The sequence below is a fragment of the Streptomyces sp. NBC_01320 genome, from assembly GCF_035974375.1.
In the GTDB taxonomy this organism is placed as follows: Bacteria; Actinomycetota; Actinomycetes; order Streptomycetales; family Streptomycetaceae; genus Streptomyces; species Streptomyces yanii.
Window position 1 is genome coordinate 3,379,896 of sequence record NZ_CP108390.1, and the last position, 25,819, is coordinate 3,405,714.

General features: G+C 67.5%; 15 protein-coding genes and 4 pseudogenes. 13 read left to right on the top strand and 6 right to left on the bottom strand.

All coding sequences use genetic code 11. From position 1 onward, the window contains the following. Positions 1 to 278: 278 nt before the first annotated feature. Positions 279 to 1,211: a M56 family metallopeptidase gene (locus OG395_RS15505; protein ID WP_327243465.1), complete on the bottom strand. Its 933-nt coding sequence runs from the start codon at positions 1,209 to 1,211 to the stop codon at positions 279 to 281. A gap of 4 nt (positions 1,212 to 1,215) precedes the next feature. Next, the gene (locus OG395_RS15510; protein WP_327243466.1) at positions 1,216 to 1,647 is read right to left on the bottom strand and encodes a BlaI/MecI/CopY family transcriptional regulator; all 432 of its coding nucleotides are present in this window, start codon (positions 1,645 to 1,647) and stop codon (positions 1,216 to 1,218) included. Between the two features lie 215 nt (positions 1,648 to 1,862). Between OG395_RS15510 and OG395_RS15515 the strand changes: the two genes are divergently transcribed. The 8 genes and pseudogenes from OG395_RS15515 to OG395_RS15550 all read left to right on the top strand — a co-directional run bounded on the left by OG395_RS15515 (position 1,863) and on the right by OG395_RS15550 (position 9,415). Next, the gene (locus OG395_RS15515; RefSeq protein WP_327243467.1) at positions 1,863 to 2,438 is read left to right on the top strand and encodes a TerD family protein; all 576 of its coding nucleotides are present in this window, start codon (positions 1,863 to 1,865) and stop codon (positions 2,436 to 2,438) included. A gap of 58 nt (positions 2,439 to 2,496) precedes the next feature. Next, on the top strand, positions 2,497 to 3,078 hold the full coding sequence (locus OG395_RS15520) for a TerD family protein (RefSeq protein WP_327243468.1): 582 nt from the start codon (positions 2,497 to 2,499) through the stop codon (positions 3,076 to 3,078). 46 nt (positions 3,079 to 3,124) lie between these two features. Next, positions 3,125 to 3,580: a tellurite resistance TerB family protein gene (locus OG395_RS15525; protein WP_327243469.1), complete on the top strand. Its 456-nt coding sequence runs from the start codon at positions 3,125 to 3,127 to the stop codon at positions 3,578 to 3,580. Between the two features lie 394 nt (positions 3,581 to 3,974). Beyond that, positions 3,975 to 4,553 carry an IS607 family transposase gene (locus tag OG395_RS15530; RefSeq protein ID WP_327243470.1) on the top strand — a complete coding sequence of 193 codons (579 nt, stop codon included), beginning with the start codon at positions 3,975 to 3,977 and terminating at the stop codon, positions 4,551 to 4,553. Continuing rightward, a pseudogene (locus OG395_RS15535) lies at positions 4,546 to 5,211 on the top strand (IS200/IS605 family accessory protein TnpB-related protein); the annotation flags it as partial. The gene OG395_RS15530 and the pseudogene OG395_RS15535, both read left to right, overlap by 8 nt. Positions 5,212 to 5,345: 134 nt before the next feature. Continuing rightward, positions 5,346 to 6,662 (top strand): IS701 family transposase, encoded by a 1,317-nt coding sequence (locus OG395_RS15540; RefSeq protein WP_327243471.1) that lies wholly within the window; start codon positions 5,346 to 5,348, stop codon positions 6,660 to 6,662. 32 nt (positions 6,663 to 6,694) lie between these two features. After that, positions 6,695 to 7,657, top strand: a pseudogene (locus tag OG395_RS15545) (IS200/IS605 family accessory protein TnpB-related protein); the annotation flags it as partial. Between the two features lie 48 nt (positions 7,658 to 7,705). Then, complete coding sequence (locus tag OG395_RS15550) at positions 7,706 to 9,415, top strand: IS1182 family transposase (protein ID WP_327243472.1); 1,710 nt, start codon at positions 7,706 to 7,708, stop codon at positions 9,413 to 9,415. A gap of 97 nt (positions 9,416 to 9,512) precedes the next feature. Here OG395_RS15550 and OG395_RS15555 read toward each other — a convergent pair whose 3' ends face one another. From OG395_RS15555 to OG395_RS15565, 3 genes are read right to left on the bottom strand one after another with little or no spacing between them, the layout of a single operon-like run. After that, positions 9,513 to 9,782: a hypothetical protein gene (locus OG395_RS15555; RefSeq protein WP_327243473.1), complete on the bottom strand. Its 270-nt coding sequence runs from the start codon at positions 9,780 to 9,782 to the stop codon at positions 9,513 to 9,515. 43 nt (positions 9,783 to 9,825) lie between these two features. Further along, positions 9,826 to 10,326, bottom strand: coding sequence for a hypothetical protein (locus tag OG395_RS15560; protein ID WP_327243474.1), 501 nt, complete (start codon positions 10,324 to 10,326; stop codon positions 9,826 to 9,828). Positions 10,327 to 10,351: 25 nt separating this feature from the next. Continuing rightward, positions 10,352 to 10,669 (bottom strand): hypothetical protein, encoded by a 318-nt coding sequence (locus OG395_RS15565; RefSeq protein ID WP_327243475.1) that lies wholly within the window; start codon positions 10,667 to 10,669, stop codon positions 10,352 to 10,354. A gap of 73 nt (positions 10,670 to 10,742) precedes the next feature. On the opposite strand from OG395_RS15565, the pseudogene OG395_RS15570 reads away from it, so the two are divergent. The 4 genes and pseudogenes from OG395_RS15570 to OG395_RS15585 form a co-directional block, all read left to right on the top strand. Next, positions 10,743 to 11,828 (top strand): annotated as a pseudogene (locus OG395_RS15570) (TerD family protein); the annotation flags it as partial. 247 nt (positions 11,829 to 12,075) lie between these two features. After that, positions 12,076 to 13,140, top strand: a complete 1,065-nt coding sequence (locus OG395_RS15575; RefSeq protein ID WP_327249352.1) for a lipoate--protein ligase family protein — start codon at positions 12,076 to 12,078, stop codon at positions 13,138 to 13,140. A 966-nt stretch (positions 13,141 to 14,106) separates the two neighbouring features. Beyond that, a complete protein-coding gene (locus OG395_RS15580) occupies positions 14,107 to 14,607 on the top strand; it encodes a GNAT family N-acetyltransferase (protein ID WP_327243476.1) in 501 nt (166 codons plus the stop codon). A 139-nt stretch (positions 14,608 to 14,746) separates the two neighbouring features. Beyond that, positions 14,747 to 15,616, top strand: a pseudogene (locus OG395_RS15585) (IS701 family transposase); the annotation flags it as partial. Positions 15,617 to 15,756: 140 nt separating this feature from the next. On the opposite strand, the gene OG395_RS15590 reads toward OG395_RS15585, so the two are convergent. Then, positions 15,757 to 16,341 (bottom strand): hypothetical protein, encoded by a 585-nt coding sequence (locus OG395_RS15590; protein ID WP_327243477.1) that lies wholly within the window; start codon positions 16,339 to 16,341, stop codon positions 15,757 to 15,759. Positions 16,342 to 16,710: 369 nt separating this feature from the next. On the opposite strand from OG395_RS15590, the gene OG395_RS15595 reads away from it, so the two are divergent. Further along, positions 16,711 to 25,743: a golvesin C-terminal-like domain-containing protein gene (locus OG395_RS15595; protein WP_327243478.1), complete on the top strand. Its 9,033-nt coding sequence runs from the start codon at positions 16,711 to 16,713 to the stop codon at positions 25,741 to 25,743. Positions 25,744 to 25,819 lie beyond the last annotated feature (76 nt).

The window sequence follows — 25,819 nt, forward strand, 5'->3', positions numbered from 1 at the left end:
GCTGCTGCCAGGAGCCGCTGTTCCGGCGGAACTCGGCGTCCTCGAAGAACGATCGAGAGCCGGTTCACTCAAGCCCTCGCCGCCGGCTCCTTCGCCGTGTACGTGATCCACGTACCGATCGTGGCCGCCCTGCAGTTCGCCCTCGCCAACCGTGGGCTGCCGGCGCTCAGCACCTTCGCGGCCTCCACGGTGTCCGGAGTACTGATCGGCTTCGCGGCCGCCGATGCGCTGCGATGCACACCGGGCTTCCGCCGGGTTCTGCGAACCCGGCGCCACGACTACAGCGGCGTCGCCGCTTCGAGTACGACGAACAGCGCGAAGGCCGCGTTCAGCGAGGACAGGGTGGACACTGCCGTTCCCGCCGCGGCAATGAACGCCGCGATCCCCGTAGAGGTGCGAGCCGGTGGCCAGCCCCGCTCCGGCGGGACTGGACCCAGCAGTGCGGCCACCCGCCGAGGGACAGGCCCGGCCGCGGCGAAGGCGGCGACGGCAGGAGCAGTGGCACGGTGCGAAATGAGGGCCGCTTTACCGACCGCGCGTGCCGTGAGCCGCCGGTCTCCGGTGTCGACAGCGGCCTCCTCGTCCGCCCAGCGCTCCGTGCTGTAGGCGATGGCCGCGCGCAGTGGTCGCAGGAGCGGGTTGGCGCAGCCAGCCAACTGTGCGGCGAGCAACAGGCGGTGGTGTCGACCAGTCAGATGGGCCCGCTCGTGCGCGAGGAGTGCACGCTGCTCAGCCGTCGTCAGGCAGGCGAGCATGGCAGAACTAACCATGATCCTGCCCGGTGAGCCGGGTAACGCGTAGGCATACGGCACGCTGTCGGGCAGAACGGCCACTTCGGACGTCGTAGGCAGCTCCGCAAGTGCCCTGTGCGCACGGGAACGGAAACGGAAGTGGCGCCGCACCGTGGACGCGCAGGCCGTGGCTACGAGCGCGAGAGCGACGATCGACGTCTTCCCGGCGATCCTGTCGTGCGGAACAGCCTCCCGGACCTCGTCGTCCGACCAGCCGTCGGGCAGCGGGTTGCCCGGCAGTTGGGCGGTACCGACCACGACCAGAAGGCCGAGACAGAGGGTGCTGCATGAGGCAAGAATCACAGCAATGCCAGTCAGGAGGCGGGCGGCGCTTCGCGGGTGCAGGTGCTGCTCGGCCAGGCGAGCGATGGGCAGCGCCGTCAGAGGCAGAACGAGGGGCAGATAGACGAAGACGCCCATCGGTTCAACTCTCCGATTCATCCGTAGGCGGGTCGCAAGGTTCTGGACCGGTCTCGTTGAGCAGCGACCGCAGCAGGTCCTCGTCGTCCGGCGACAGGGCAGAGACGAAGCTGGACAGCACCGCATCCCGGTCGTCACGCTGATCGAGGAGCCGCCGCATACGGAAAGCGGTAAGCCCTGCACCGCTCGCCGTCGACTGCCACAGAACCGGGCGCCCCGAACCGGTGCGCGCGACCGCCTGCTTGTCGAGCAACCGCGTCAGGATCGTGATGACCGTGCTGTACGACAAACCGCCGTCGAGGCGCTCCTGCACCCAAGCCGCGGTGACGGGCTCGGTGGCCTCGCCCAGCACGGACAGCACCTGCGCTTCGAGCTCGCCCTGTCCGCGCCGGCGGGCGCGCGGCTCCCGCGCGCGGCCGTCTCCCTCTGCGCCCACGACGCGGCCCCTTTCGTACCGTTGCCCGATACCGGTCGTACGACTGCCGGGCGCCGGGGCATACTACCCAGCCCCTCGGGCACCTCACGCGATCGGTGAGTCCCCGGCTTGCGCCCCTCACATCAACTCTACAGTGCTGTAGATTTCGACTGTTGTCACTCGGTGCCTGCACAGTCACGTGCGGGCACACCGATGCGTAGTAGAGGGAGAAGTCCATGGGTGTGAGCCTCGCCAAGGGCGGAAATGTCTCGCTGACCAAGGAGGCACCCGGGCTGACCGCAGTCCTCGTCGGTCTGGGCTGGGATGTCCGTACGACCACCGGAACGGACTACGACCTGGACGCCAGCGCATTGCTGTGCGACGCGGCCGGGAAGGTGAAGTCCAATGAGCACTTCGTCTTCTACAACAACCTGAAGAGCCCGGACGGTTCGGTCGAGCACACCGGCGACAACCTCACCGGGGAGGGCGAAGGAGACGACGAGATCGTCAAGGTCGACCTGTCCGCTGTACCGGCCGACATCGCCAAGATCGTGTTCCCGGTCTCCATCCACGATGCCGAGGGGCGGGGCCAGAGCTTCGGGCAGGTCCGCAACGCGTACATCCGCGTGGTCAACCAGGCAGGTGGAGCCGAGATCGCCCGCTACGACCTCAGCGAGGACGCCTCCACGGAGACGGCCATGGTCTTCGGGGAGCTGTACCGCAATGGAGCCGAGTGGAAGTTCCGTGCTGTCGGGCAGGGTTATGCCTCCGGCCTCAGCGGCATCGTCGCGGACTTCGGAGTCATCCTCTGACCGGGCTCGGCCCGTCCCTCCCCAGCCCCCAGCACCGCACCTTGCCGAGAGTGGAGCCATGACCGTCAACCTGTCCAAGGGCCAGCAGATCAGCCTCACCAAGTCCGGCGGCGGCGAACTCACCGTCGTACGCATGGGGCTGGGCTGGAAGTCCGCCCCCCGTAAGGGCTTCCTTGCCCGGCTGACTGCCCGCGAGATCGACCTCGACGCCTCGGCCGTCCTCTTCGCCGGCAGGACTCCGCAAGACGTCGTCTTCTTCCAGCACCTGACCAGCGACGACGGGTCGGTCCGGCACACCGGCGACAACCGGGTCGGCGGCGCGGGCCAGGGCGGCGACGACGAATCGATCGTCGTCGACCTGTCGCGCGTACCGGCCCACGTGGACCAGATCGTCTTCACCGTGAACTCCTTCACCGGCCAGACATTCGAAGAGGTCGACAACGCCTTCTGCCGCTTGGTCGACGAGACCACCGGTCAGGAATTGGCCCGCTACACACTGACCGGCGGCGGGCGCCACACCGCTCAGATCATGGCCAAGGTGCAACGGTCGGGTACGGGATGGCAGATGGCCGCCATCGGCGCCCCGGCCGACGGGCGCACCTTCCAGGATCTGCTGCCGGCCGTCGCCACACACCTCTAGAACCACCCCACCTGCCGGACAGAACAACCACACCTGGAGCACCCGCATGGCACTGTGGGACCGCATCAAGGAATCGGCCTCAACGATGCAATCCCAGCTCGACGCCAAGAAGAACGACCTCAAGAGCGGCGCCTTCCGCGACGCGAGCATGGCCATGTGCGCCCTCGTCGCCGCAGCCGACGGCTCCATCGACCCCACCGAGCGGCAGCGGGTCGCCGCCCTGATCACAGGCAACGACGTCCTGCAGAACTTTCCCGCCGACGATCTGCAACGCCGGTTCAACGAGTACTGCCAAAAGCTGACTTCCGACTTCGACTTCGGAAAGGTCAGCATCCTGCAGACCATCGGCAAGGTCAGCAAAAAACCCACCGAGGCCCGTGCTGTCGTTCAGATCGGCATCGTCATCGGCGGCGCCGACGGCCACTTCGACCAGTCCGAACGTGCCGTGGTCCGCGAAGCCTGCTTCGCGGTGGGCATCTCGCCGACTGAGTTCGACCTGTAGGTTCTCAGCGGCGTGGGCGTGCCGTCCGCACACGGCACGCCCACCCCTTGCCCGCCGGACCAAGGGGATTCATGGCGAAGTCCGTACTCAACGGGGATGGCGTGAACAGGACGTACGGACCGCAGGACGAGGACAGACCCGCGCGTCCTGCGCTGCGCCTACTCCGTGAAAGGGTCCCCCACCAGGTCGCCCCACTCGAATACGAGCGCACCTCTCTCCGGGTCAGCCCTGACCACGATGCCCGGGTCCGGTGCGTCGAGCTGCTCGCGGAGCCATCCCGTCATGCACACCGCGGCGACCTCGAGCTTGTAGTCGGCCAGGGGGTCAGGAACTGCTCTCGACTAAGTGTCCATGAGTGTCCTTCAGGTGTCAGGAGTGTCGTATGATCTGGTGTATGAACCTGACGGAATGGGCGCGCGCGCAGGGGGTCGCCCCGCGTACTGCGTACCGCTGGTTCCGTGAGGGCACGCTGCCGGTCCCTGCGGAGCGAGTGGGGCCGCGCACGATCCTGGTGAACATCGATGCGAACACCTCACCGTCCGTGACCGGTGGCGTGGGCCTGTACGCCCGTGTCTCCTGCCATGACCAGAAGGCCGATCTGGAGCGGCAGACCGCACGCTTGTCGGCATGGGCCGCGAAGGCCGGGCATAAGGTCGTGCGCGTCGAATCCGAGATCGCTTCGGGCATGAACGGCGCCCGCGCCAAGGCCCGTCGCCTGCTGGCCGACCCTGCGGTGACCACGGTAGTGGTGGAGCGCAAAGACCGGTTGGGCCGTATGAACGTCGAACTCGTTGAGGCCGCTCTGGCTGCAACCGGCCGTCGACTCGTTGTGCTGGATGACGGCGAGGTCGAAGACGACCTGGTGCGCGACATGGTGGAGGTTCTGACCTCGTTCTGTGCTCGCCTGTACGGCCGCCGCAGTGCGAAGAACCGTGCCAGGAAGGCACTGGAAGCGGCGGCTGCCGATGGCTGACAAGAAGAAGCAGCTCCGTACCATCGACTTGCCGTTCGTTGCTGTCGGCCCGTCCGGTGTGGCGTTACGCGACCGCCTCAAGCACCTCACACCAAAGGACGAGAAGGTGTTGCGTCTGGTCGGCGAGCACCAGGGCCGCCTGGCCTGTCTCGATCTCAAGGCCCGTTGCGAAGCCGGGCACAAGCACGACAACGACGCGTGGGCGTCCCGCAAGCGTGACCTGACCGAGCAGTCGTCGTCGCGTATCGCGGGTGCGATCACGAAGGCCACGCATGACCAGTACGGCCTGGCCCGACGCTGCCTGCTCGCCCATGTCCAGAACCTTGAGGCCGGTATCCGCACGCTGCGACACCGCCTGTCCCTCCCGATCGGGGAGAAAGGCAGCAAGCGGGGGCCGGGCGGGTACCGGTCCAAGGGCGAGTGGTTCCACAAGTCCCGCCGCCTGGCCACCCTGGAACACCGCCTCGACGTGGCCCGCGACGACTGGAAGACCGGACATGTCCGTGTCGTTCGCGGCGGCCGGCGGCTGCTCAAGAACCGGCACAACCTTCAGGCCGCGCAGCTCACCGAGCGCGAGTGGCGTGAGCGTTGGGAGGCTGAGCGCTGGTTCCTCGCCGCAGACGGCGAGTCCGGAAAACGCTTCGGGAACGAGACGATCTCGACTTTCGACGTTTCCGTTGATCGTCGTTGGGGTCGCTCGGGTGGGTGATGGGGGCCTGATCTGGCGGTGCGGGGCGGGACAGCAGAGAAGCATCGGCGGTGCTTGCGTCGCCTGCTGAGAGGGACCCGCCGATGCTTCCGGACACGACCGTACCCGCTTCGCTGCTGGCGGTGCTGACGTTCCTGCGGGGCTGTTTCACCACACCGACCTTCACCACCTTCGCCGCGCTGGTCACGGGCTTGATCGCGCAGACCGGCCGGGGCACGGTGACCGGCATGGTGACGGGCGCGGGATTGACGCGCGCCTGGTCCCACGACCGTGCCCACGCCTTCTTCTCCCGCGCGAGCTGGAACCCCGACCTGCTGGGCATCTCCCTCTCCCATCTGGTTGTGCGCCAACTCCTGCCAGCAGATGGGGTGTTGACAGTGGCGGTGGACGACACGCTGTTCAAGCGGCGCGGGAAGAAAGTCTTCGGCGCGGCCTGGCAGCACGACGGCGCGGCCCGGGGTCCGAAGCCGGTCGGGCGCGGGACCTGCTTCGTGGTGGTCGGCATCGTGGTCCAACTGCCGTTCCTGGCAAGGCCGGTGTGCCTGCCGGTGATGGCCCGGCTGTGGCGCCCGAAGCAGGAGCAGTCCAAGGTCGGCCTCGCCGCGTCCATGATCCGCCTGCTGGCCGCCTGCCACCACGGGCGGCGCATCCACGTCGTCGCGGACGCCGCCTACCACGGCAAGGCGCTCCGCGACCTGCCCGCGACCTGCACGTTCACCACCCGCCTGCCCGCGAGCGCGGTGCTGTACGACCTGGCCCCGCCGCCCACCGGGCGCCGCGGCCGACCCGCCCTCAAGGGCGAACGCCTTGGCACACCCAAGGACCTGGCCACCACCGCCGCCTTCACCAGGACCGAGGTCAAGCGGTATCAGCGGACCGACACCGTGCACCTGGCCGAGACCACCTGCCTGTGGTACGGCTCCTTCCACACCCGCACCGTCCGCGTGATCCTCCTGCGCGACGACACCACCGACACCGGCTACGACCTGGCGCTGGTCACCACCGACCTCACCACCCGCGCGGCCGGCCTGATCGCCCGCTACGCGTCACGCTGGTCGATCGAGGTCACCTTCGCCGAGGCCCGCGACCTGCTCGGCGTCGGTCAGGCCCAAAACCGCACCCGCTCGGCCGTCGAGCGCACCGTCCCGTTCGGTCTGTACTGCTACACGATCACCGTGGCCTGGTACGCGCTGCACGGCCACCACCCCCGCGACGTCGTCGAGCGCCGCGAGCGGGCCCCGTGGTACACCACCAAGGCCGAGCCGGCCCTGTCCGACATGGCCGCCAAGCTCCGCCGGGTGATCATCGCCGCCCGATTTACGCCCACCCGCCCAGGCCGGCCCACGGATGAGGAAATCCGCGCCGTCCAACAGGCGTGGGCCGCAGCCGGCGCAGCCTGATCACCCAAACCTGTCAGAACATCGAAAGTCGAGAGACGATCCGCGTCACTCCTGACGGCGAAGTGTCGATCAAGATGCCCGCCCCGCTCGCCCACCTGGCCAACAGTAAGCATGGCCGGTACGTTCTTGCCTCCAAGGTCGCGTTCGCGCACCGTGGGGACGAGTGGCGCGACCGCACCGAGGCCAACCGTGCCGTCGCCTACCGCATCCACTACCACGTTGAGCGGGGCCGCTGGTACCTGACCGCTTCGTGGACCAGGCCCGCCGTGCAGACGATGCCGCCGGCCACCGCCCGCGCCAAGGGCATGGTCGGCGTCGACACGAACGCCGACCACTTCGCCGCCTACCGGCTCGACCGGCACGGCAACCCGGTCGGCGACCCGCGCCGCTTCCACTACGACCTGTCCGGCACCGCCGACCACCGCGACGCCCAGATCCGGCACGCCCTCACCCGCCTCCTGCACTGGACCAAGCAGACCGGCGCGCAGGCGATCGGCATCGAAAACCTGGACTTCGCCGCCGAGAAGACCCGCGAGAAGCACGGCCGCAAGAAGCGGTTCCGGCAACTCATCTCCGGTATGCCCACCGGCAACCTCAAGGCCCGCATCGTCTCCATGGCCGCCGAACACGGCATCGCCATCGTCGCCGTCGACCCGGCATACACCTCGATGTGGGGCGACCAGCACTGGCGCAAGCCCCTGATCAGCAAGACTCGCAGCATGACTCGCCATGACGCCGCCTCGGTGGCCATTGGCAGACGCGCCCTCGGGCACCCGATCCGGCGACGGACGGCACCGCCCCAGCATCACCAGAGTGATGGTGCTGGGCATCGGACCCTCCAGGCCGATCATGGTGACCGAGGGCGTGAGGAAACCCGCCGCCCCGTCGCGGAGCGTGCACACGATGCGCGTCGCCGGACAGGGACAACGAGAACGCGGGGGACCAGCGACTCTGCTGCGCAATTCCGTGCGGGGGTGAGGGTGGGCGCGCGATGATCGTTCGTGTGGTCGTTGTCCTGTCGTGCGGCCGTGGGGGTGGTGTGGATGTCGATGCGGCCGAAGGGGCTGCCGGAAGTCCCGGAGCAGACCGTCATGGTGGCGCGGGCGGCGTTCCCGCGGGGGAGCCTGGCGATGCGGGTGCGAGACCGGCTCGCGGAGGTCTTCGCGGACGAGCCGTTCGCGTCGGCGTTCGGGGTGCGTGGGGCTCCGGGTCTGTCTCCGGGGGTGTTGTGCCTGGTCACGGTGTTGCAGTTCGCCGAGGATCTGACCGATCGGCAGGCCGCGGCGATGGCGGTGCGGGCGATCGACTGGAAGTACGCGCTCGGGGCGGAGCTGACGGACACCGGCTTCGATGCCAGCGTGCTGAGCAGGTTCCGTTCCCGCCTGGCCGACAACGGCATGGAACAGGTGATCTTCGATCGTCTCCTTGAGTACTGCCAGGAGGAGGGGCTGGTCGCGGCCGGGGGCAAGCAGCGGACCGATTCCACCCATGTGATCAGTGCGGTGCGGGACTTGAACCGCCTCGAGCTGGCCGGGGAGAGTGTGCGGGCGGCGTTGGAGGCCCTGGCTGTCGCGGCGCCGTCGTGGCTGGCCGGACAGGTCGATGTCGCCGAGTTCGCTCACCGGTACGGGCCGCGGGTGGACGGCTGGCGCATGCCCGCCTCGCAGACGAAACGCGACCGGCTCGCGCAGGTCTTCGGCCAGGACGCGCTGGCGTTGTGCCGGGCGGCCTGGTCACCCGGCACACCCCCATGGATCCGTGAGATCGAGTCCGTACAGATCCTGCGGCAGATCCTCGTCCAGACCTACTGCCTGAGCACCGACACCAGGGGACGGGAGGTGATCAAGAAGCGGGCCGCCGACGACGAGGGTGTCCCGCCCGGTCATCGCCGCCTCGCCTCCCCCTACGACGCGGACGCACGCTGGGCGGCCAAGGGCGAGGATCTGTTCTGGATGGGCTACAAGGTCCACCTCACCGAGACCTGCGACACTCCCACCGAAGCCGAAGCCGAAGCCGGTGTCCGGGCGGCACCGAATCTGATCACGGACGTGTGCACCACCGATGCCACCGTGCCCGATGTGAAAGCGACCGCCGCGGTCCAACAGCGCCTGGCCGAGCACGGCATCAGGCCCGCCGAGCACTACCTCGACTCCGGCTATCCATCCGCCGACCTCATCGCCGCCGCGCTGAAACAGGGCACCCGTATGGTCACCCCGGTCCTGCTGGACCACTCGCACCAGGCCAAGGCCGCTACCGGCTTCGACAAGAGCGCCTTCACCATCAACTGGAAGGCCCGCCAGGTCCGCTGCCCCGCCGGCCAGAGCAGCGCGCACTGGAACCCCGTGAAACAGCACGGAACGGACGCGATCGTCATCACCTTCGGCGTCCGCACCTGCCGCCCCTGCCCCTTCCGGGACCAGTGCACCAGCTCCGCGAAAGGCCGCCGCATGCTCACCCTGCGCCCCAGAGAGCCAGAAGAAGCCCTCGCCCAGGCCCGCGCCGAGCAGAAGACCGAGAGCTGGAAGGCCAAGTACGCCCTGCGAGCGGGCGTGGAAGGCACTATCAATCAAGCCCTCGACATCACCGGCATACGCCGGGCCCGCTACCGCGGACTGCCGAAAGTTCGCCTCCAACACGCCTTCTCCGCCACCGCGCTCAACGTGATCAGACTCGACGCCCACTGGACCGGACACGACCAGCATCACACCCGCAGCAGCCGCCTCGAACGCCTCGCCTACCGACTCGCAGCCTGACCCAGGAATTGCGCAGCAGAGTCACCAGCGCATCCAAAACCGTTCGGGATGCGCGCAGTTCCGGGACGTGGGTACAAGGCTCACTCCTGGACACTGTTTAGGAACGGTAAACGAGATTGTGCACCTGAATCTGGACGCCACCGGGGTACGCCTCACTCAGCTGCCGTTGCATCAGCGAAGCACCGAAGGCAAGCCAGGCGAAATCCTTCCAGTAGATTCCGGTCGGCGGCAGCGTGAGCCAGATGCCGCCGTACACCGTCGTGCTGTGCTCGGGCCGAGCATCGACCGCCCGGAGCTCGGCCTCCAAATCGGCCGCCAGGCATCCCAGACCATTCCCCCGCATACGGAACGCGAACCTACTTTTCACAGCGCCTCCAACGACGGCCGGTCCAGCGTTACTACGACAGTGCTCAGGGATGGGCGACCGACGGATTCACTGCGTCGAACACCATGACCCCGGCCTCGGGATCAAGGAAGAACGTCCCTTCGAACGCTCCCCCCGTCACCTGGGAGGTGAATCCCCCACTCACCTCCCAGGCCACCCCCTTGGGCACCTTGGAGGAGATCCCCTCCAGTGTGGCCGGGGCCTCGTCGGCCGGTACCCAGTCGTGTTCCTGCTGGAGCCGTTCGGCATCGGCCTTCGCTAGCTGCGCCACGCCCGAGACACGGAAGTCCGTGGGGCCCGCCATCTCCGACGGCCTCCCGAACTCCTTCGTGACCCATTCGACGGCGGTGATGTCGCCGAACTCCGGGAACCGCTCGAGAACCGGACCCTTGTCCCGCTCGATCGTCTGCTCCGCCTCCGCCGTCTCCGGCGAGCGGGCCGAGGACCCCGCGGGGCTCCGGACACTCGCCGTGTCGGCCACACCGCTGCCGCAGCCGGTGATCAGTGCCATTGCCGCGATCAGCATGACTCCCCTGCGCGTCCGACGGACGTCACCGCGGGCCATGGGTCACCACCGTGCTGCTTCCCACGTCTCCCCTTTTCCATGTGACGACTCGGGGAAGTGATCCGCTCACCATGAACGGTTTCGCCCAGCCGAGCGTAGCGAAACGGCCGTTCTCGTTGTCCGACGCACCCGATGCCTTGTCCTTCATGTCCTTGTTGAAGTCGTAGCGGTCCATGGCGCGTACCGTGATCGTCATCGTGAATTTGTCGCCCTGTGACGTGACTTCGGCGCTGCCCCAGATCTTGTGATCACCCAGGGTCTTGTCCCAGTTCTGGGTCTTCGTGTACAGGCCGGCGCCCGTCATGCTCCGCGCCCCGCCGGTCATATCGAAGGTGGACTTCCTGGTCTTCCCGCTGAGATTTCCGCGGCGTTCTGTGCCCGGGCGATCTCGCCGTCCACGAAGGCCACTGGGCGAGCCCTCCGTACTCCAGCAGGGGATGAAGATCGCGATATCCGGTGAGACCGCCCACGCCCGGGCGGAGCTGGTGGGGCGGGCGGTTGCCGCCGGGTTGAACATGATGACGTCCGTCAGCTACCAGCGCGCTGGTCACCAACGAGCCGGCGTCCGATTCGACGAAGGCCCGGCGCGCGCTCGCCGAAGGCGTGCCAGTCATCGATGAGCACACCTTCCTGCGTCTGCTGGCCGACGTACGGGCCGGAACAGCTCATGAGGCGACGGTCGCCCCGGTGAAGGAGCCGGAAACGGCACAAGTCCGGTCCGTGGAGCCGGTGTCCACCACGACCTCTACCGCACCCACCCCGAAGGCACCCGCCCTCCCCACGCTCTCTCCCGGCGCATCCGTCCCCGCCCCGCGCCAACCGGAGAACTCGGTCAGCACCTCGGACAAGCCGCTGACGGGACGCCGGGTACTGGTTCTTGGCGGTGTCCATGCCGATGCCGCGGCAGCTCGTACGCGCGTCGTCGAGCTGGGCGGATCCGCAGCAGTCAATCTTTCCGCCAGCGTCACCGACGTCGTGCTCCTGCCGGGCGGCGAGAACGACCGACGCATCCACCGCATCACCGCCCTTGCGAGATCGACGTCGTCGCCTTCATCCTCGACGAGGACGAACAGGTCGCCTTCGACGAGGACTTCATCTTCTACGAAGCCCCGCAGAGCCCCGCCGGCACCGTGCGGCTCCTCACCGGCGGCCCAGCCGAACAGACCATCGCCGCCGACCTGGCATCCCTGCCGCCCGCGACCCGCAAGGTCGTCGTCGCCGCGACCCTCGACGGCGCCGCCACCTTCGGGACGGTCGGCGCAATCCAGATCGGCGCTGCCCCTGACAGCAGCGGGGCACCACTCGCCCGGGCGACCCTGGACGCCGCAACGACCGAACGCACCATGCTGCTCGCGGAGATCTACCGCAGGGGTCCGATCTGGCGTCTGCGCGCTGTCGGCCAGGGCTACGACCATGGGCTCGATGCCCTGGCGCGCGGATACGGGGTTCACATCGCCGACTGAACGACGGTGATGAAGGCCTGCACGTCCCCTGGGTCAGGCACGGCGACGCGGTGCGGGTGGGGGCCGAGGTGCCGAACCGGCAGGCTTGAGTTCAGTCCGGCGGGCAGTTACTGGAGCCTTCCTTTTGGTGTGACCCCGGTCAACAGGTTCATCACAGTGAATGTGCGGATTAAACCGCATGGCAGCTGGGTTATGTCTGGTTGAGTGGATTCGTAGAAGCCCGTCGGGCGACTTTGGAGGCATGGCTGTGCACGGTGAGTACAAGGTCCCCGGCGGCAAGCTCGTCGTGGTGGACCTGGACGTCGAAGGCGGCGCGCTGCGCAACGTACGGGTCGCCGGCGATTTCTTCCTCGAGCCCGACGAGGCCATCCTCGCGATCGACGCGGCCCTGGAGGGCGCCCCGGCCAACACCGACACCGCAGGGCTCGCCGCCCGCATCGACGCGGCACTGCCCGCCTCCACCGTGATGCTGGGCCTGACCTCGGAAGGCGTCGCCGTCGCCGTACGCCGAGCCCTCGCGCAGGCCACCGAGTGGAGCGACTACAACTGGCAGCTCATCCACGAAGCCCCCCAGTCCCCCGCACTCCATATGGCACTCGACGAGGTCATCACCACCGAGGTCGCCGCAGGGCGCCGCCCGCCGACGCTACGAGTGTGGGAGTGGGACTCTCCCGCCGTGATCATCGGCAGCTTCCAGTCGCTGCGCAACGAAGTCGACCCGACCGGTGTCGAACGCCACGGTGTCACCGTGGTCCGTCGCATCTCGGGAGGCGGGGCTATGTTTGCGGAGCCGAGCAGCACCATCACCTACTCGCTTTCTGTGCCCCAGTCCCTCGTCTCCGGCCTCTCCTTTGCCGACAGCTACGCCTACCTGGACGACTGGGTCCTCGAAGCTCTCGGCGACATGGGCATCAAGGCCTGGTACCAGCCGCTCAACGACATCGCGACCGACATCGGGAAGATCGCCGGAGCGGCCCAGAAGCGCATCGTGGGCCCCGGCGGAGGCCCCGGCGCCGTGCTGCATCACGTCACGATGTCCTACGACATCGACGCCGACAAGATGCTCGATGTCCTGCGCATCGGCAAGGAAAAGATGTCCGACAAGGGCACCAGAAGCGCCAAGAAGCGCGTCGACCCCCTCCGCCGGCAGACCGGCCTGCCACGCGAGGCCGTCATCGACAACATGATCGACTCCTTCCGCAAGCGCCACGGCCTCACCCAGGGCACAGTGACCCCTGAGGAGCTGGCACGGGCAGAGGGTCTCGTACGCACCAAGTTCGGCACACCCGAGTGGACGGCACGGGTGCCGTAGCAGCTGCTGACTTGCTCGGAGACTTGGCTGCTCCAGCCAAGTACTCGCAGGTCAGAGCTTCTTGCCGCCACCGGAGAAGCGTCGTAGTGTCTTGGCGGTCCGACCTTGGTGTGGCCGTCCTGGCGGTGGACGCCGATGGCGAGGTCGCTCGGTGCTCATACGGACTAGACACCCACATGATCACTAGCGGCTATGCCTGTTCTGTGTCCAGGGTCGGCGCCGACAGAAGTCGACGAGCCGTCACATCCGGTGCTCGGTAGGCGAACCGCCCACCTCGGCACTTCTCAATGACCCTGGATGCCCGAGGCATCGCTCAGCGTGCTCAGGTCCCGGGCCAGAACAGGCGGAGTGCTCCACCTGGTCTTGCCGCTGTCGTCGAGCACAAGCCCATCCCGTTCCAGGCGGACCCGGATGTCCTCGCGCCATGCATCGGGCGTTGGCGAAGACTCATGCCTCCACTGATACGTCTCCTCGTCGCACTTGCGGAGGAAGTCCTCGAAAACGAGAAGCGCCCGACGCACGTGGGCCCGACAATGGCAATTACACAGGGATAGTGAAGTTCCATAGCGAAAGGGACAACGGGTAGAGCATGCTCGACCCAACACTGATGTTTGGCTAGATCACGCCCGCGCCAGCTGCACCACCTCCGTGGCGCTAGACCCGAAACCCCTGATCAGCCGGGCCTCAGCTACTGCGCAGGTTCTGCCCTCACGTGCAACGGCCGGAGAGTTGCTGTGGCAGATATGCCTCCGTGGAACCCGGAATACGGGCCTTCCAGCGGCCCACAGGATCACTGAGTCTGCTCGCATGTGCATTCGATGCGATACTCTCAGTGCGTCGGGATCACCTAACTGTCACTTTAATACTCCAGCCGTAGATCGTTATGCGCCCTGGTCTTGGGATTGTCTGTCTGCTGCTGGCGGAAACTCGGATGATCTGAACGCACCATCCGGTTAGGGTCGGACGGTGCCCAAGCTGAAGCGGCTGCATGCTGGCCATGCCCCGGCGGTCCTGGCCTTCGAGCTGGCGAACCGCGCCTACTTCGCTGCCTCGGTCCCCGACCGCGGCGACGACTTCTTCGACAAGTTCACCGACCGGTACAGCGCCCTGCTGGCCGAGCAGGAGGCCGGCATCTGCGCCTTCTACTTGCTCGTTGCCGAGGACGGCTCGGTTCTGGGCCGGTTCAACCTGTACGACCTCGAGAACGGCACTGCTGAGCTCGGTTACCGGGTCGCGCAGCACGTCGCCGGCCGCGGCGTGGCGACGGCGACCGTCCGGGAGCTGTGCCGGCTCGCGGTGGCGAGGCACGGGCTGCGCACCCTGCGGGCGGGCACCTCCCGCGAGAATGTCGCGTCCCAGAGGGTGCTGATCAAGGCCGGGTTTGTCCTGGTTTGCCCGGCCGGCCCGGCCGACCTCGGTGGTAAGTCAGGCCCCTGGTATCAGCGCGACTTGGTACTGCAGCGGTAGACCGTGATCTTGCTGGTGGACCGGCTGCGGGAAGGCTGCGGCCACCGCTGATCATCGGTGTGTGAAGACAAACGATCGTGCGGTGGCCGCAGGTCAAAGCGTAGACCCTGCCCGCTGGCAGGAGGCGTTCGAGGTCTTGATGGGCCGGATAGCGGGCCGGTTCGCGGGGGTGGAGCCCCGGCGCCGGGTGAGGGGCTTGGTGCTGGGGCTGCTGTCGGACCTGCCGCGCAAGAACTGCTGGTCGATCGCCCAGTGGGCCGGGGAGGCGAGTCCGGAGGGCATGCAGCACCTGCTCGGCCGGGCCAGGTGGGATGCCGACCGCGTGCGTGATGACGTGCGTGAGTATGTGCTTGAGCATCTGGGCGACGAGGATGCGGTGCTGGTGGTCGACGGGACCGGGGACGTGAAGAAGGGCACGCACACCGTCGGGGTCCAGCGCCAGTACACCGGTACCGCCGGGAGGATCGAAAACGCGCAGGTCGCCGTCTACCTCGTCTACGCAGGCCGCCACGGGCACGCGGCGGTGGACCGGGAGCTGTACATTCCGCGCTCGTGGACGTGCGACCCGGACCGCTGCCGAGCCGCGGGCCTGGCCGAGGACACCGCCTTCGCTACCAAACCGGAGCTGGCCGCCAGCATGATCGGCCGGTTCCTGGACGCCGGGCACCGCGTGAGCTGGGTCGCGGGGGACGAGGTCTACGGCGGCAACCCGAAGCTGCGGTCCGCGCTGGAAGAGCGCCAGGTGGGCTACGTGCTCGCCGTCGCCTGCTCGGCCAACGTGACCACCAGCGCCGGGAAGCTCCGTGCGGACGCCCTGGCCGCGAGGGTACCGAAGCGGGCCTGGCAGAAGCGGTCGGCCGGGCACGGCGCCAAGGGCCACCGCGTCTACGACTGGGCCATCATCGACCTGGCCGAGCCCCGGCCCGGCAGTCACCAGTTGCTGATCCGCCGCAACCGCACCACCGGTGAACTCGCCTACTACCGCTGCTACTCGCCCGCTCCGGCACCCGGATCAGGCTGCCCTCAGCTTCAACCCTGCTGCTGCGACAGCGGGTTGGTGCAGGTCTTCCACCTCCACTCGAACCAACAGCGCCTCACGGCGCAAACAGAAGTTGGACCAGAACCCAAACTCATCAACACCAGAAAAGGTCAGTTGGACGCCTCGGGTGCCGGCGCGGGCAGGGGCGCCGAGCAGGTCGCCCGGCCGAACCCACCGCTGGCCGTGGCGCTCTGCACGTGCCGCCCGCGCACGGCGACCGCGCAGCGGGCCTGACCGCCCTGCTCGCGCAGAGTGATGCTGATGACAGGGTTCTGACCGAGAGGCACCTCAACCGTCTTCTTCCAGGGCAGTCGGGCGCCGGAGACGGTCTCCGCCGTGCCCTGCTCGCTCGCCCCCTGGTAGCTGAGGTCGGCGGTCCCCTCGCCGGTCACCTCGTACGTCACCGGCGCGGTGGGGATCTTAGGCTCGGCCTTGCCCTCGTCGCCGCCGCGCACCATACCGAACAGCACGAAGCCGAGACAGAGCACGAGGAAGCCGACGGCCGCGATCAGCACGGGGCGGTCGGAGTGGGTCTTGTGGCCGCCGTCCTCGGTGTCGACCGGGGGAGTCCCGCCGTGTCCGTCGCTTCCGGCCCCGGCGTCAGCCGTCTCGGTCGTTTCGGGAGCGTCCGCGTCCGCCCCCGCGTGCTCGACGGTCGACGTGGAGGGCCCCGCCTCGCGCGTCTCGCTGCTCATCCAAACTCCCCTCGGCCGCAGGCCCGGACGGGCCCCGCCCGATCCAAAAGGCGTGGGGAGGCCCCTGTCAAGGGATCCTGGTCCCCGGTCAGGATTGGCCTGATGTCAACGCATCACGTGCGGGAAGATCCTGTGAAGAAGAAGGAAAACAGCAGCTCAAATGCCAACAGCCATGGCTTTTAGGTGAGTTGTGTAGATGGTCTATGCAGTTGACGTGGACGGGGTGTCCTTTGTTAGAGGTCTTGGCTGCCAACTGCCGTCCGGCAGATGGTCCTTGGTTCCTTCGAAGGGAAACCGATGCACAGACCACGGGCCGTAAGGCTCTTGGCCTCGAGTGCGGCGCTGGCGGTCCTCGCGACCGTCGCACCGATGACACCGGCATTCGCGGCACCACCCGACACGGGACGACTCGCCGACAGCCTCCGCGGTCTCTTCGCCGACGGGGACACCGAACCTGCTGATCCGCCAGAGCTCCCCGACACCGATGTCCCGGCCAACGACAAGCTCGCCAAGGCAAAGAACGCGCCGAAGGCCAAGCGCGTCAAAGAGCTGACGGACCAGCGGACGCCCTACTCCCGTCACTGGCGCATGTCGGACGGGCGGGTCCAGTCCGAGGTCTCGGCCACGCCCACCTCGTACGAGAAGGGCAAGGGCGAGGACGCCGAGTGGAAGGCGATCGACACCGCGGTCACCGACACCGACCGCAAGGGCTTCGAGAAGGCGAACACCACCAACCTCGCCCGCACCTACTTCGGTTCACGCCCCGGTGAGCTGGTCCGCTTCGAGCTCGACAAGGGCCACTGGGTCGCCATCGGCCTGAAGAACGCCGGTGCCGCGAAGCTGACCCCGGCAGTCGACGGCAACAAGGTCACCTACAAGAACGCCCTGGGCCAGGGGACCGATCTCTCCTACACCGTCGGCAACGGCAGCGTGAAGGAGGACATCGTCCTCAACGAGCGTCCGAAGGGCACGCCTTCCTTCGAGTTCACGCTCACCACGGGCGGCCTGACCCCGAAGCCGGAGAAGAACGGGACCATCTCGCTGTACGGCGAGAACTCCCCCGTCGGCGTCCCCGCCTTGGTGATCCCCGCGCCGTTCATGACGGACGCGAAGAAGGACGCCGCCTCGGCGTACGGCACCACCGGCACCGACGCCGTCCGCCAGGTCCTGTCCGGCAAGGACGGGTCGTACGGCATCAGCCTGAAGCCGGACGCCAGGTGGCTGGCGGCGCCGGAGCGCCAGTACCCGGTGACGGTCGACCCGACGGTGACGATCGCGCCGACACCGTCGCAGGCCGCGAACGTGATGATCTCCTCGGACGACCCGGGCGCCAACTACGCGGACCTCTGGCGTCTTTCGGTCGGCAACACCAGCACCGGCAGCTCGCGTGCGCTGCTGCGGTTCGGCCTGTCCGGCATACCCGCCGACACCCGGCTGGATTCGGCCGAACTAAAGCTGTACTACGACCAGACCCACACCAACGGCGCCACCGAGGTCCAGTTGGAGGCCCACCGGGCCACCACTCCCTGGACCGAGACGGGCGCCACCTGGAACAACGCCAAGGGCATCACCGGTGAGCTGTCCGGCACCTCGGTCCTCGTCGACGACGGGGACCCCGGCACCACCGCCGCCCAGGGCGCCTGGCCCGCGTCCACCAACACCGCGTACACCCAGTACGCGATCGGCCAGGGCTACCGCTACAACAAGGACGCCACGCCCGGTGACACATACACCTGGCGGCCGAGCCTGCCCGAGGACGGCGACTACCAGGTCGACGTGCACTACGTCCCGGCCTTCGACCGCGCCAGCAACGCGCCCTACACGGTGACGTACGCCGGCGGCAGCAAGACGTACGAGGTCAACCAGCAGGCCGGCACCGAGGGCGTGTGGAAACCGCTCGGCAAGCACCCGTTCAAGGCCGGCACCACCGGGCAGGTCGTCCTCGGGGACGGGCCCGCCTCGACGACGACGGCCGTCCAGGCGGACGCGGTGCGCTTCACCAAGGGCGGTGTGGTCACCAAGCAGCCGCAGGAGGTCAACACCTGGCACTCCTTCCCGGTGACCAGGACTGTCCAGCAGTGGCTCGACGGAACCTACGAGAACCACGGCTTCGTGGTGAAGGCCGCCGACGAGTCCGCGAGCGCCCCCAAGGGCGGCCCGCGGTACGAGGCCGCCGAGTACGGCTACAAGGGCGAGGCCGCCAACTACCCGAAGCTGGTACTCACCTGGGGCAACCAGGGCGTCGACGTCAACCCGCCGAAAGTCATCCACTCCACCGGTGCCGAGCTGAGCTGGCCCGAGTACACCGACCCGTCGACCTCGCCGAGCGACGACATCGTCGAGTACCAGGTCCACCGCAGCGTCTTCCAGCACTTCACGCCGTCCTCGCAGACCCTGGTCTCCCCCGTCGCCAAGGACACGCGCGCGTACACGGACACCTCGGCCCGGCCCACCCCGGCCGACTCCGCCGAGGAGTTCGGCGACGCGTACTACTACATGGTCGCGGTGAAGACCGCCAACGGGCAGATCCTCCCGTCCGCCACGGAGCTGGTGCGTCTGCCCAAGGCCGGCCGCACCACGGTGGTGCTGCAGTCCGGGCAGAGCGACACCACGCTCTCCTCGGCGGAGCCGTCCACCGGTCACGACACGCTCACCGACGCGGGTGTCGCCCACCCGTGGCTGTCGGTGGGCAACAACTCGGCCACGTACGGCAACACCCGTGCCCTGCTGAAGTTCCCCACCGTCAGCGAGATCCCGGGCAACGCCCGGGTCCTCGAGGCGAAGCTGGACATGTGGGGCTTCCAGACCACGACAGACTCGAACGGCGCGATCTACGAAGCCCACGGTCTCACCCGTGACTTCGACGAGGCGACCGCGTCCTGGACGGAGGCGAACCCCACCACGTCGTGGACCACGGCCGGCGGTGACATGGACGCCGCCGTCTCCGACACCGTCGGCACGGTCACCAACGACCCGGCACGGCAGTCGTGGTACCTCACCTCGCTGGCACAGGGCTGGATCTCGGACCCGTCCAGCAATCACGGCGTCGCGGTCAAGCTGAGGGACGAGTCGACGGCCGGCCCACGAGAGCGGACGCTGTTCCTCTCCTCCGAGGCCGAGGAGGCGCAGCTGCGCCCGCAGCTGGTCGTCACCTATCTGACGAAGTCGACGGAGACGACGTACCACGCCCCGTACACGCCGTCCCGGATGACCCCGGGCGACGAGTACACCGTCGACGTCACCCTCACCAACACCACCACCAGCACCTGGATGGCGGGCAACTACGCGCTCTCCTACACCTGGTCGCTCCCGGACGGCACCGACGCCACCACCGGCGGCAACCAGCTGCAGACGGCGCTGCCCGCCGAGGTCCTGCCCGGCGACTCGGTCACCGTCCCGGCCAAGCTGAAGGCCCCGATCAACTCGGACTCCGGCAACAAGCGCCTGGACTACGTGCTGAAGTGGGACCTGAAGAACACCACGACCGGCATCTGGCTGTCCGACAGCGAGGGCATTGCCCCGCTGGCGCAGAACGTCCGCACCGAGGACCCGACCTCCAACCAGCTCGGTCTGGAGAAGTTCTACTCCTACGCGGGCAAGAACACCGGTGCGGGCTCGTCGCTGATGACCAACCTGTACGCGGGCAACAGCGTCTGGCAGTACAACGCGTTCTCCAACCCGGGCCGCGGGATCACCACCTTCGCCCGGTTCGCGTACAACTCCCAGGACACCTCCGACACGGTCCTCGGCCACGGCTGGTCGGCTCAGGCCGCGATGCCGCTGCGCCTGGGCGCCGCGCTGGACTTCCACCCCAACCCCGACCCGACCCAGGTCACCCTCCCCGACGGTGACGGCACCGCGCACATCTTCCGCAAGCAGGACGACGGCAGTTGGCGGGCCCCGGCGGGCGTGCACTATCTGCTGCGGCAGGGCAGCGGCGTGGACTGCACCCCGAACAAGGACGGCGACCCGAAGGCCTGGTCGCTGACCCGCCCGGACCGCACCCAGTTCTTCTTCGACTGCGACGGCTACCTGACGTCGATCGTCGACAAGAACGGCAACACGCAGACGTACACCTACGCCGAGCGCAAGTCGAACAACAAGCCGGTCAAGTTCCTCACCTACATCGAGGACCCGGCCGCGCGTCAGTCGCTCACGGTCGACTACTACACGAAGGCCGACACCAACAGCCCGAAGATCATCGACCACGTCAAGTCGATGACCGACATCTCGGGCCGGAAGGTCACCTTCGAGTACTCCGACCAGGGCCTGCTCACCACCCTCACCGACGGTGCGGGCAGCGCGCAGCCCAAGGTGTTCCGCTTCACGTACGACATGGAGCAGGGCAACAAGAACGCCAAGCTGGTCAAGGTCACCGACCCGCGCGGCAACTCCACCTCGCTGGACTACTACTACCCGAGCGAGGGCGAGGACCCGAAGTTCCACTGGAACACGCAGACGCTGACGGACCGCCTGGGCGGGACCACCGGCTATGTGTACACCGATCCGGACGGCACGGCGGGCTCGGTCGTCAACACCAAGGTGACGGACGCCGAGAACCACGACACGCAGTACGTGCTCGACGGGTACGGCCGCGCCACCCAGATGACCAACGCCAAGTCCGAGACCACCAAGACGGCCTGGGACACCGACAACAATGTGACGCGCCTGGAGGAGGCCAACGGCGCGGTCACCACGTGGAAGTACGACACCAGCACCGGCTATCCGCTGGAAATGAAGGACGCCGAGGCCAACAAGAACGGCACCGCGGCGCAGACCCTCACATACTCCTACGGGCTCGACGGCCATATCGCGGACCTCTTCGAGAAGAAGTCCCCGGAGGGCCGCACCTACCGGTTCGGCTATGACACCAGGGGCAACCTGACCTCGGTCACCGACCCCAAGGGCGTCGCATCCGCCACCGAGGGCGACTACACCTCTCGCACGGAGTACGACGCGCTGGGCCAGGTCATCAAGGAGACCGACGCCAACGGGCACGCCACACAGTACGGCGAGTTCGAGCCGGTCGGCTACCCGAAGACCATCACGGACGCGGCCGGCAACCCCTCGCACTTCGTCTACGACGTGCGAGGCAACGTCACCAAGGTGACCAACGCCCAGGGCGCCGAGGTCACCCAGGCCTATGACGCGTTCGGCAGACCGCTGGAGAAGCGCGAGCCCAAGGACCAGAAGGCAGGCGAGTTCATCGTCACGCCGGAGCCGGTCTATGACGCCAACGACAACATCACCAAGGCCTTCGCCCCCAACGGGACCGAGACCACGGCGGTGTTCGACAAGGCGGACCAGCGGATCGAGTCGGTCAAGCCGTCCGACGAGCCCGGCGGTCCGGTGCGCAAGTCCACCTCCGTCTACGACAAGGTCGGCAACCTCGTCTCCGGTACCGGCGCACAGGGCAACCTGACGGCGACCGAGGGCGACTACACCGCCACCACCAAGTTCGACGCGATCTACCAGCCGATCGAGATGGTGGACGCCGAGGGCAACAAGGCGACGGTGGAGTACGACAACGTCGGCAACGTCGTCAAGGTCGTGGACGCGCGCAAGAACGCCACCGCGAACGCCGACGACTACACCACGCGCTACGAATACGACCTGAACCACCGGGTCAAGCGCACGGTCGACGCCCTGGAGTGGGCCACCTCGGTCCGCTACGACAAGGACGGCCTCCAGATCGCGCAGACCGACGCGGAGGGCAACGAGTCGCTCGCGGCGTACGACGAACGCGGCGCGCTCGTGGAGTCCAAGGTGCCGGTCAAGGAGGACACCTCCGGCAACATCACCTACCGCACGACCAAGTACGCGTACGACCAGGTCGGCAACCGTACGAAGACCACCACCCCGCGCGGTGTCGCCACCGGTGACGACGACGCGGACTTCATGTCGGAGACGGTCTACGACGAGCTGAACCGGGTCAAGGAGGAGCGCTCGCCCTACGACAAGGACGAAGCGGTCTACTCCTCACCGGACTCGGTGTTCTACGAGTACGACTCCGTCGGCAACCTGAAGTCGGTCTCGGCTCCCCCGTCGGATGGCCAGACGGTCCGCAACGTCACCGAGTACACGTACTTGGACAACGGCTGGACACGTACGGCCAAGGACCCGTGGGACATCACCACGGCCTACGAGTACAACAATCTCGGCCAGCAGACGAAGAACACGCTGACCTCGGCGGGCGGCTCCCAGCAGCGCACCATGACCTGGGACTACTACCCGTCGGGCAACAAGAAGGCCCGCTCGGACGACGGTGTGCCGGTCGGCAACCAGGTCGTCCTGGTGGACAGCTCGGACTTCAACAACACCGCGACCCAGGGCAACTGGTCGCGGACGCAGGCCGAGCAGCAGTACGGCTACGACACGTACTCGCACCCCGCGGGTACCGGCACCTCGTCGCTGTCCTGGCAGTTGAACATCCCGCAGAACGGCACCTACGAGGTGTTCGTCCGCTACCCGAAGCTGACGGGTGCCGCCTCGGACGCCAAGTTCAAGGTCGACCACGACGGCGGCAGCACCACCAAGACCGTCGACCAGACCGCGAACACCGGCGCGTGGGTCTCACTCGGGTCCTACGCGTTCGTGGAGGACGGTCCGCAGAAGGTCACGCTGACCGACGCCGCCAATGGCACGGTGCTCGCGGACGCGGTGAAGCTGGTCCGCTCGAACTCCGGTGAAACGGACAACGAGAAGAAGGACTTCACCTACAGCTACAACGCGAACGGCAACATGACCGAGGTCCGTGACCTCTCGCCGGGCGCGAAGATCGACACGTACAAGATCTCGTACGACGGCCTCAACCACATCACCAAGGTGGAGGAGTCCGCGGGCGGCACGGTGAAGAACACCACCTCGCTGACCTACGACGAAAACGGCAACCCCGTCACGTCCACGCACGATCTGACCTGGACGAAGATCGAGTACGACGAGCGCGACATGGTCAAGAAGGTGACCAACGCCGATTCGCCCACCGCGGGCGATCAGCAGATCACCACGATGACCTACACTGGGCGCGGCCAGCTCCTGAAGCAGACCAAGCCCAACGGCAACACGCTCGATATGCGCTACTACCCCGACGGGTCGGTGGAGCAGTCGCTCGAGAAGACCTCGGGCGACACCGTGGTGGCGCAGCACGACCTGGAGTACTCGCCCAACGGGCACCGCTCCAAGGACGTCCTGAAGCTGATGAACGCCGATGACAACTCGGCCTACATCAACAACACGTACACCTTCGACTACGACCCGCAGGACCGCATCACCAAGGTCACCAAGAGCGGCGACGACGCGTCCACCGAGTCCTACCGCTACGACCGCAACAGCAACATCGTCGAGCAGACGGTGGAAGACGTCACCACGACCCAGCGCTACGACCGCAACCGCCTGTTGTCGGCGAGTTCGGGCGGGGTCACGTCCACCTACAACTACGACCCGCTGGGCCGGCTCGACACCGTCAGCACCGGCGGTCAGACCGTCGAGAAGCACTACTACGACGGCTTCGACCGTGAGGCGAAGGTCCGGCAGGGCGTGGGCGCCACCGCGGTGACCACCTCGTACGTCTACGACCCGTTCGACCGGACGGTCTCCCAGACCACCTCGGGCGACCAGGGCAAGACCACAGCGTTCACCTACCTCGCCATGGACAAGACGCTCCTGCGCGAGACGGTCGACGGCAAGGCGGACAAGGACTACCAGTACATAGCCGGTGGTCAGCGCGCCACGCAGATCAAGCACAAGGACGACGGCAGCAAGGAGGTCTCGCAGTACGTCACGAGTCCGCGCGGCGACGTCGAGGCGATCACGAAGAAGGACGGCAAGACCCGTTCCACGTACGGCTACACGGCCTACGGTTCGGACGACTCGTCCCAGATGACCGGTGCGGACAAGCCGGGCAGCGGCACCGAGGGCAAGAGCGACTACAACTCGTTCCGCTTCAACTCCTCGCGCTGGGACGGTGCCTCGGGCACGTACGACATGGGCTTCCGCAACTACGACCCGGGGCTGAACCGCTTCCTCACCCGGGACTCGTACAGCGGCGCCCTGGCCGACATGTCCCTGGCCACCGACCCGTTCACCGGCAACCGGTACGCGTTCGCCGGCGGCAACCCGATCAGCTTCCTCGAGCTCGACGGGCACCTGTTCGGTCTGTCGCTCTCGGACATCGGCCATGCCACGCTCGACGTGGTCGGCCTGGTCCCCGTCGTCGGTGAGGTCGCCGACGTCGCCAACGGCATCTGGTACGCGGCCGAGGGCAACTATGTCGACGCCGAACTGTCGTTGACCTCGGCGATCCCGCTCGCGGGGTACGCGGCCACCGCCGTCAAGGCCGGCCGCTACGTCGAGAAGGGTGTCGAGGCGGTGGACTCCGCCAACGACGTGCGCAAGGCGGTGGACAACGCCGGTGACGCGGCGAACGCCGCGAGCGACGTCCGCAAGGCGGACGGCGTGGACGCCCCGACGACGAAGTCGCCGGACAGTCCGCAGGCACCCGCCTGCAAGGTGAACAGCTTCCTGCCGGGCACCCAGGTCGTCCTCGCGGACGGCACCACCCGGGCCATCGAGAAGCTGGAGGTCGGCGACCTGGTCGTGGCCACCGACCCGGAGACCGGGGACACCCGGGCCCGGGAGGTCACCGAGACGCGTGATCACGAGGGCACCAAGGACCTCGTCACCCTGACCGTCGACTCCGGCGGCAAGGGCAAGTCGCTCAAGCTGACCTCGACGGCCGCGCACCTGTACTGGCTGCCGGACTTCGGCAAGTGGGTCCCGGCCAAGGACCTCAAGTCCGGTATGTGGCTGCAGACCTCGGCCGGTACCTGGGTCCAGATCAGTGCGGTCGACACCGCCCACCGCTCGGCCAGGGTCTACAACCTGTCGGTCGAGGGCGTCCACACGTACTACGTGGGGTCGGGTACCGCCGCGGTCCTGGTCCACAACTGTGGCTACAAGGACGAGGCGGTCAGGGCGCAACAGAGCGCCCAGGAACTCGCCGGTCAGCTCCACTTCTTCAAGGAGTCCATGGTGACCGTCGCGGTCATCGGGGTCCGGAAGAAGGGCACCAAGGACATCATCGAGAAGGTGGGCATGAGCTCCGGTCAGAAGGGCGACCTTCTGGACCTCTTCGACGGCCAGTCGTTCGTGCCCGGCAACCTGGTGCCCGGACGTGTGACCAAGAAGGGCAATCCCGCCTACGAGCACGCCGAGGAATCGGTGTTCAGGTGGCTCGAGGAGAACCCGGACTACGAGGTGCTGTACGGCGGCGCGTCGAAGAACGTGTGCTCCGACATCTGCGCACCACTCGTCGAGCAGAGCAAGATGAAGCTCGACGGTGAGGTGTTCGGCGGAGCGTCCGACAAGACCGACTTCAGGACGTTCTGGCGCTTGAGGCGCTAGGAGACACCGGCGCCACCTCCAGTGGCGCCGCCAGACACGCAAGCAGGACGCCCGGCCGGGGAGCTTCCCCGGCCGG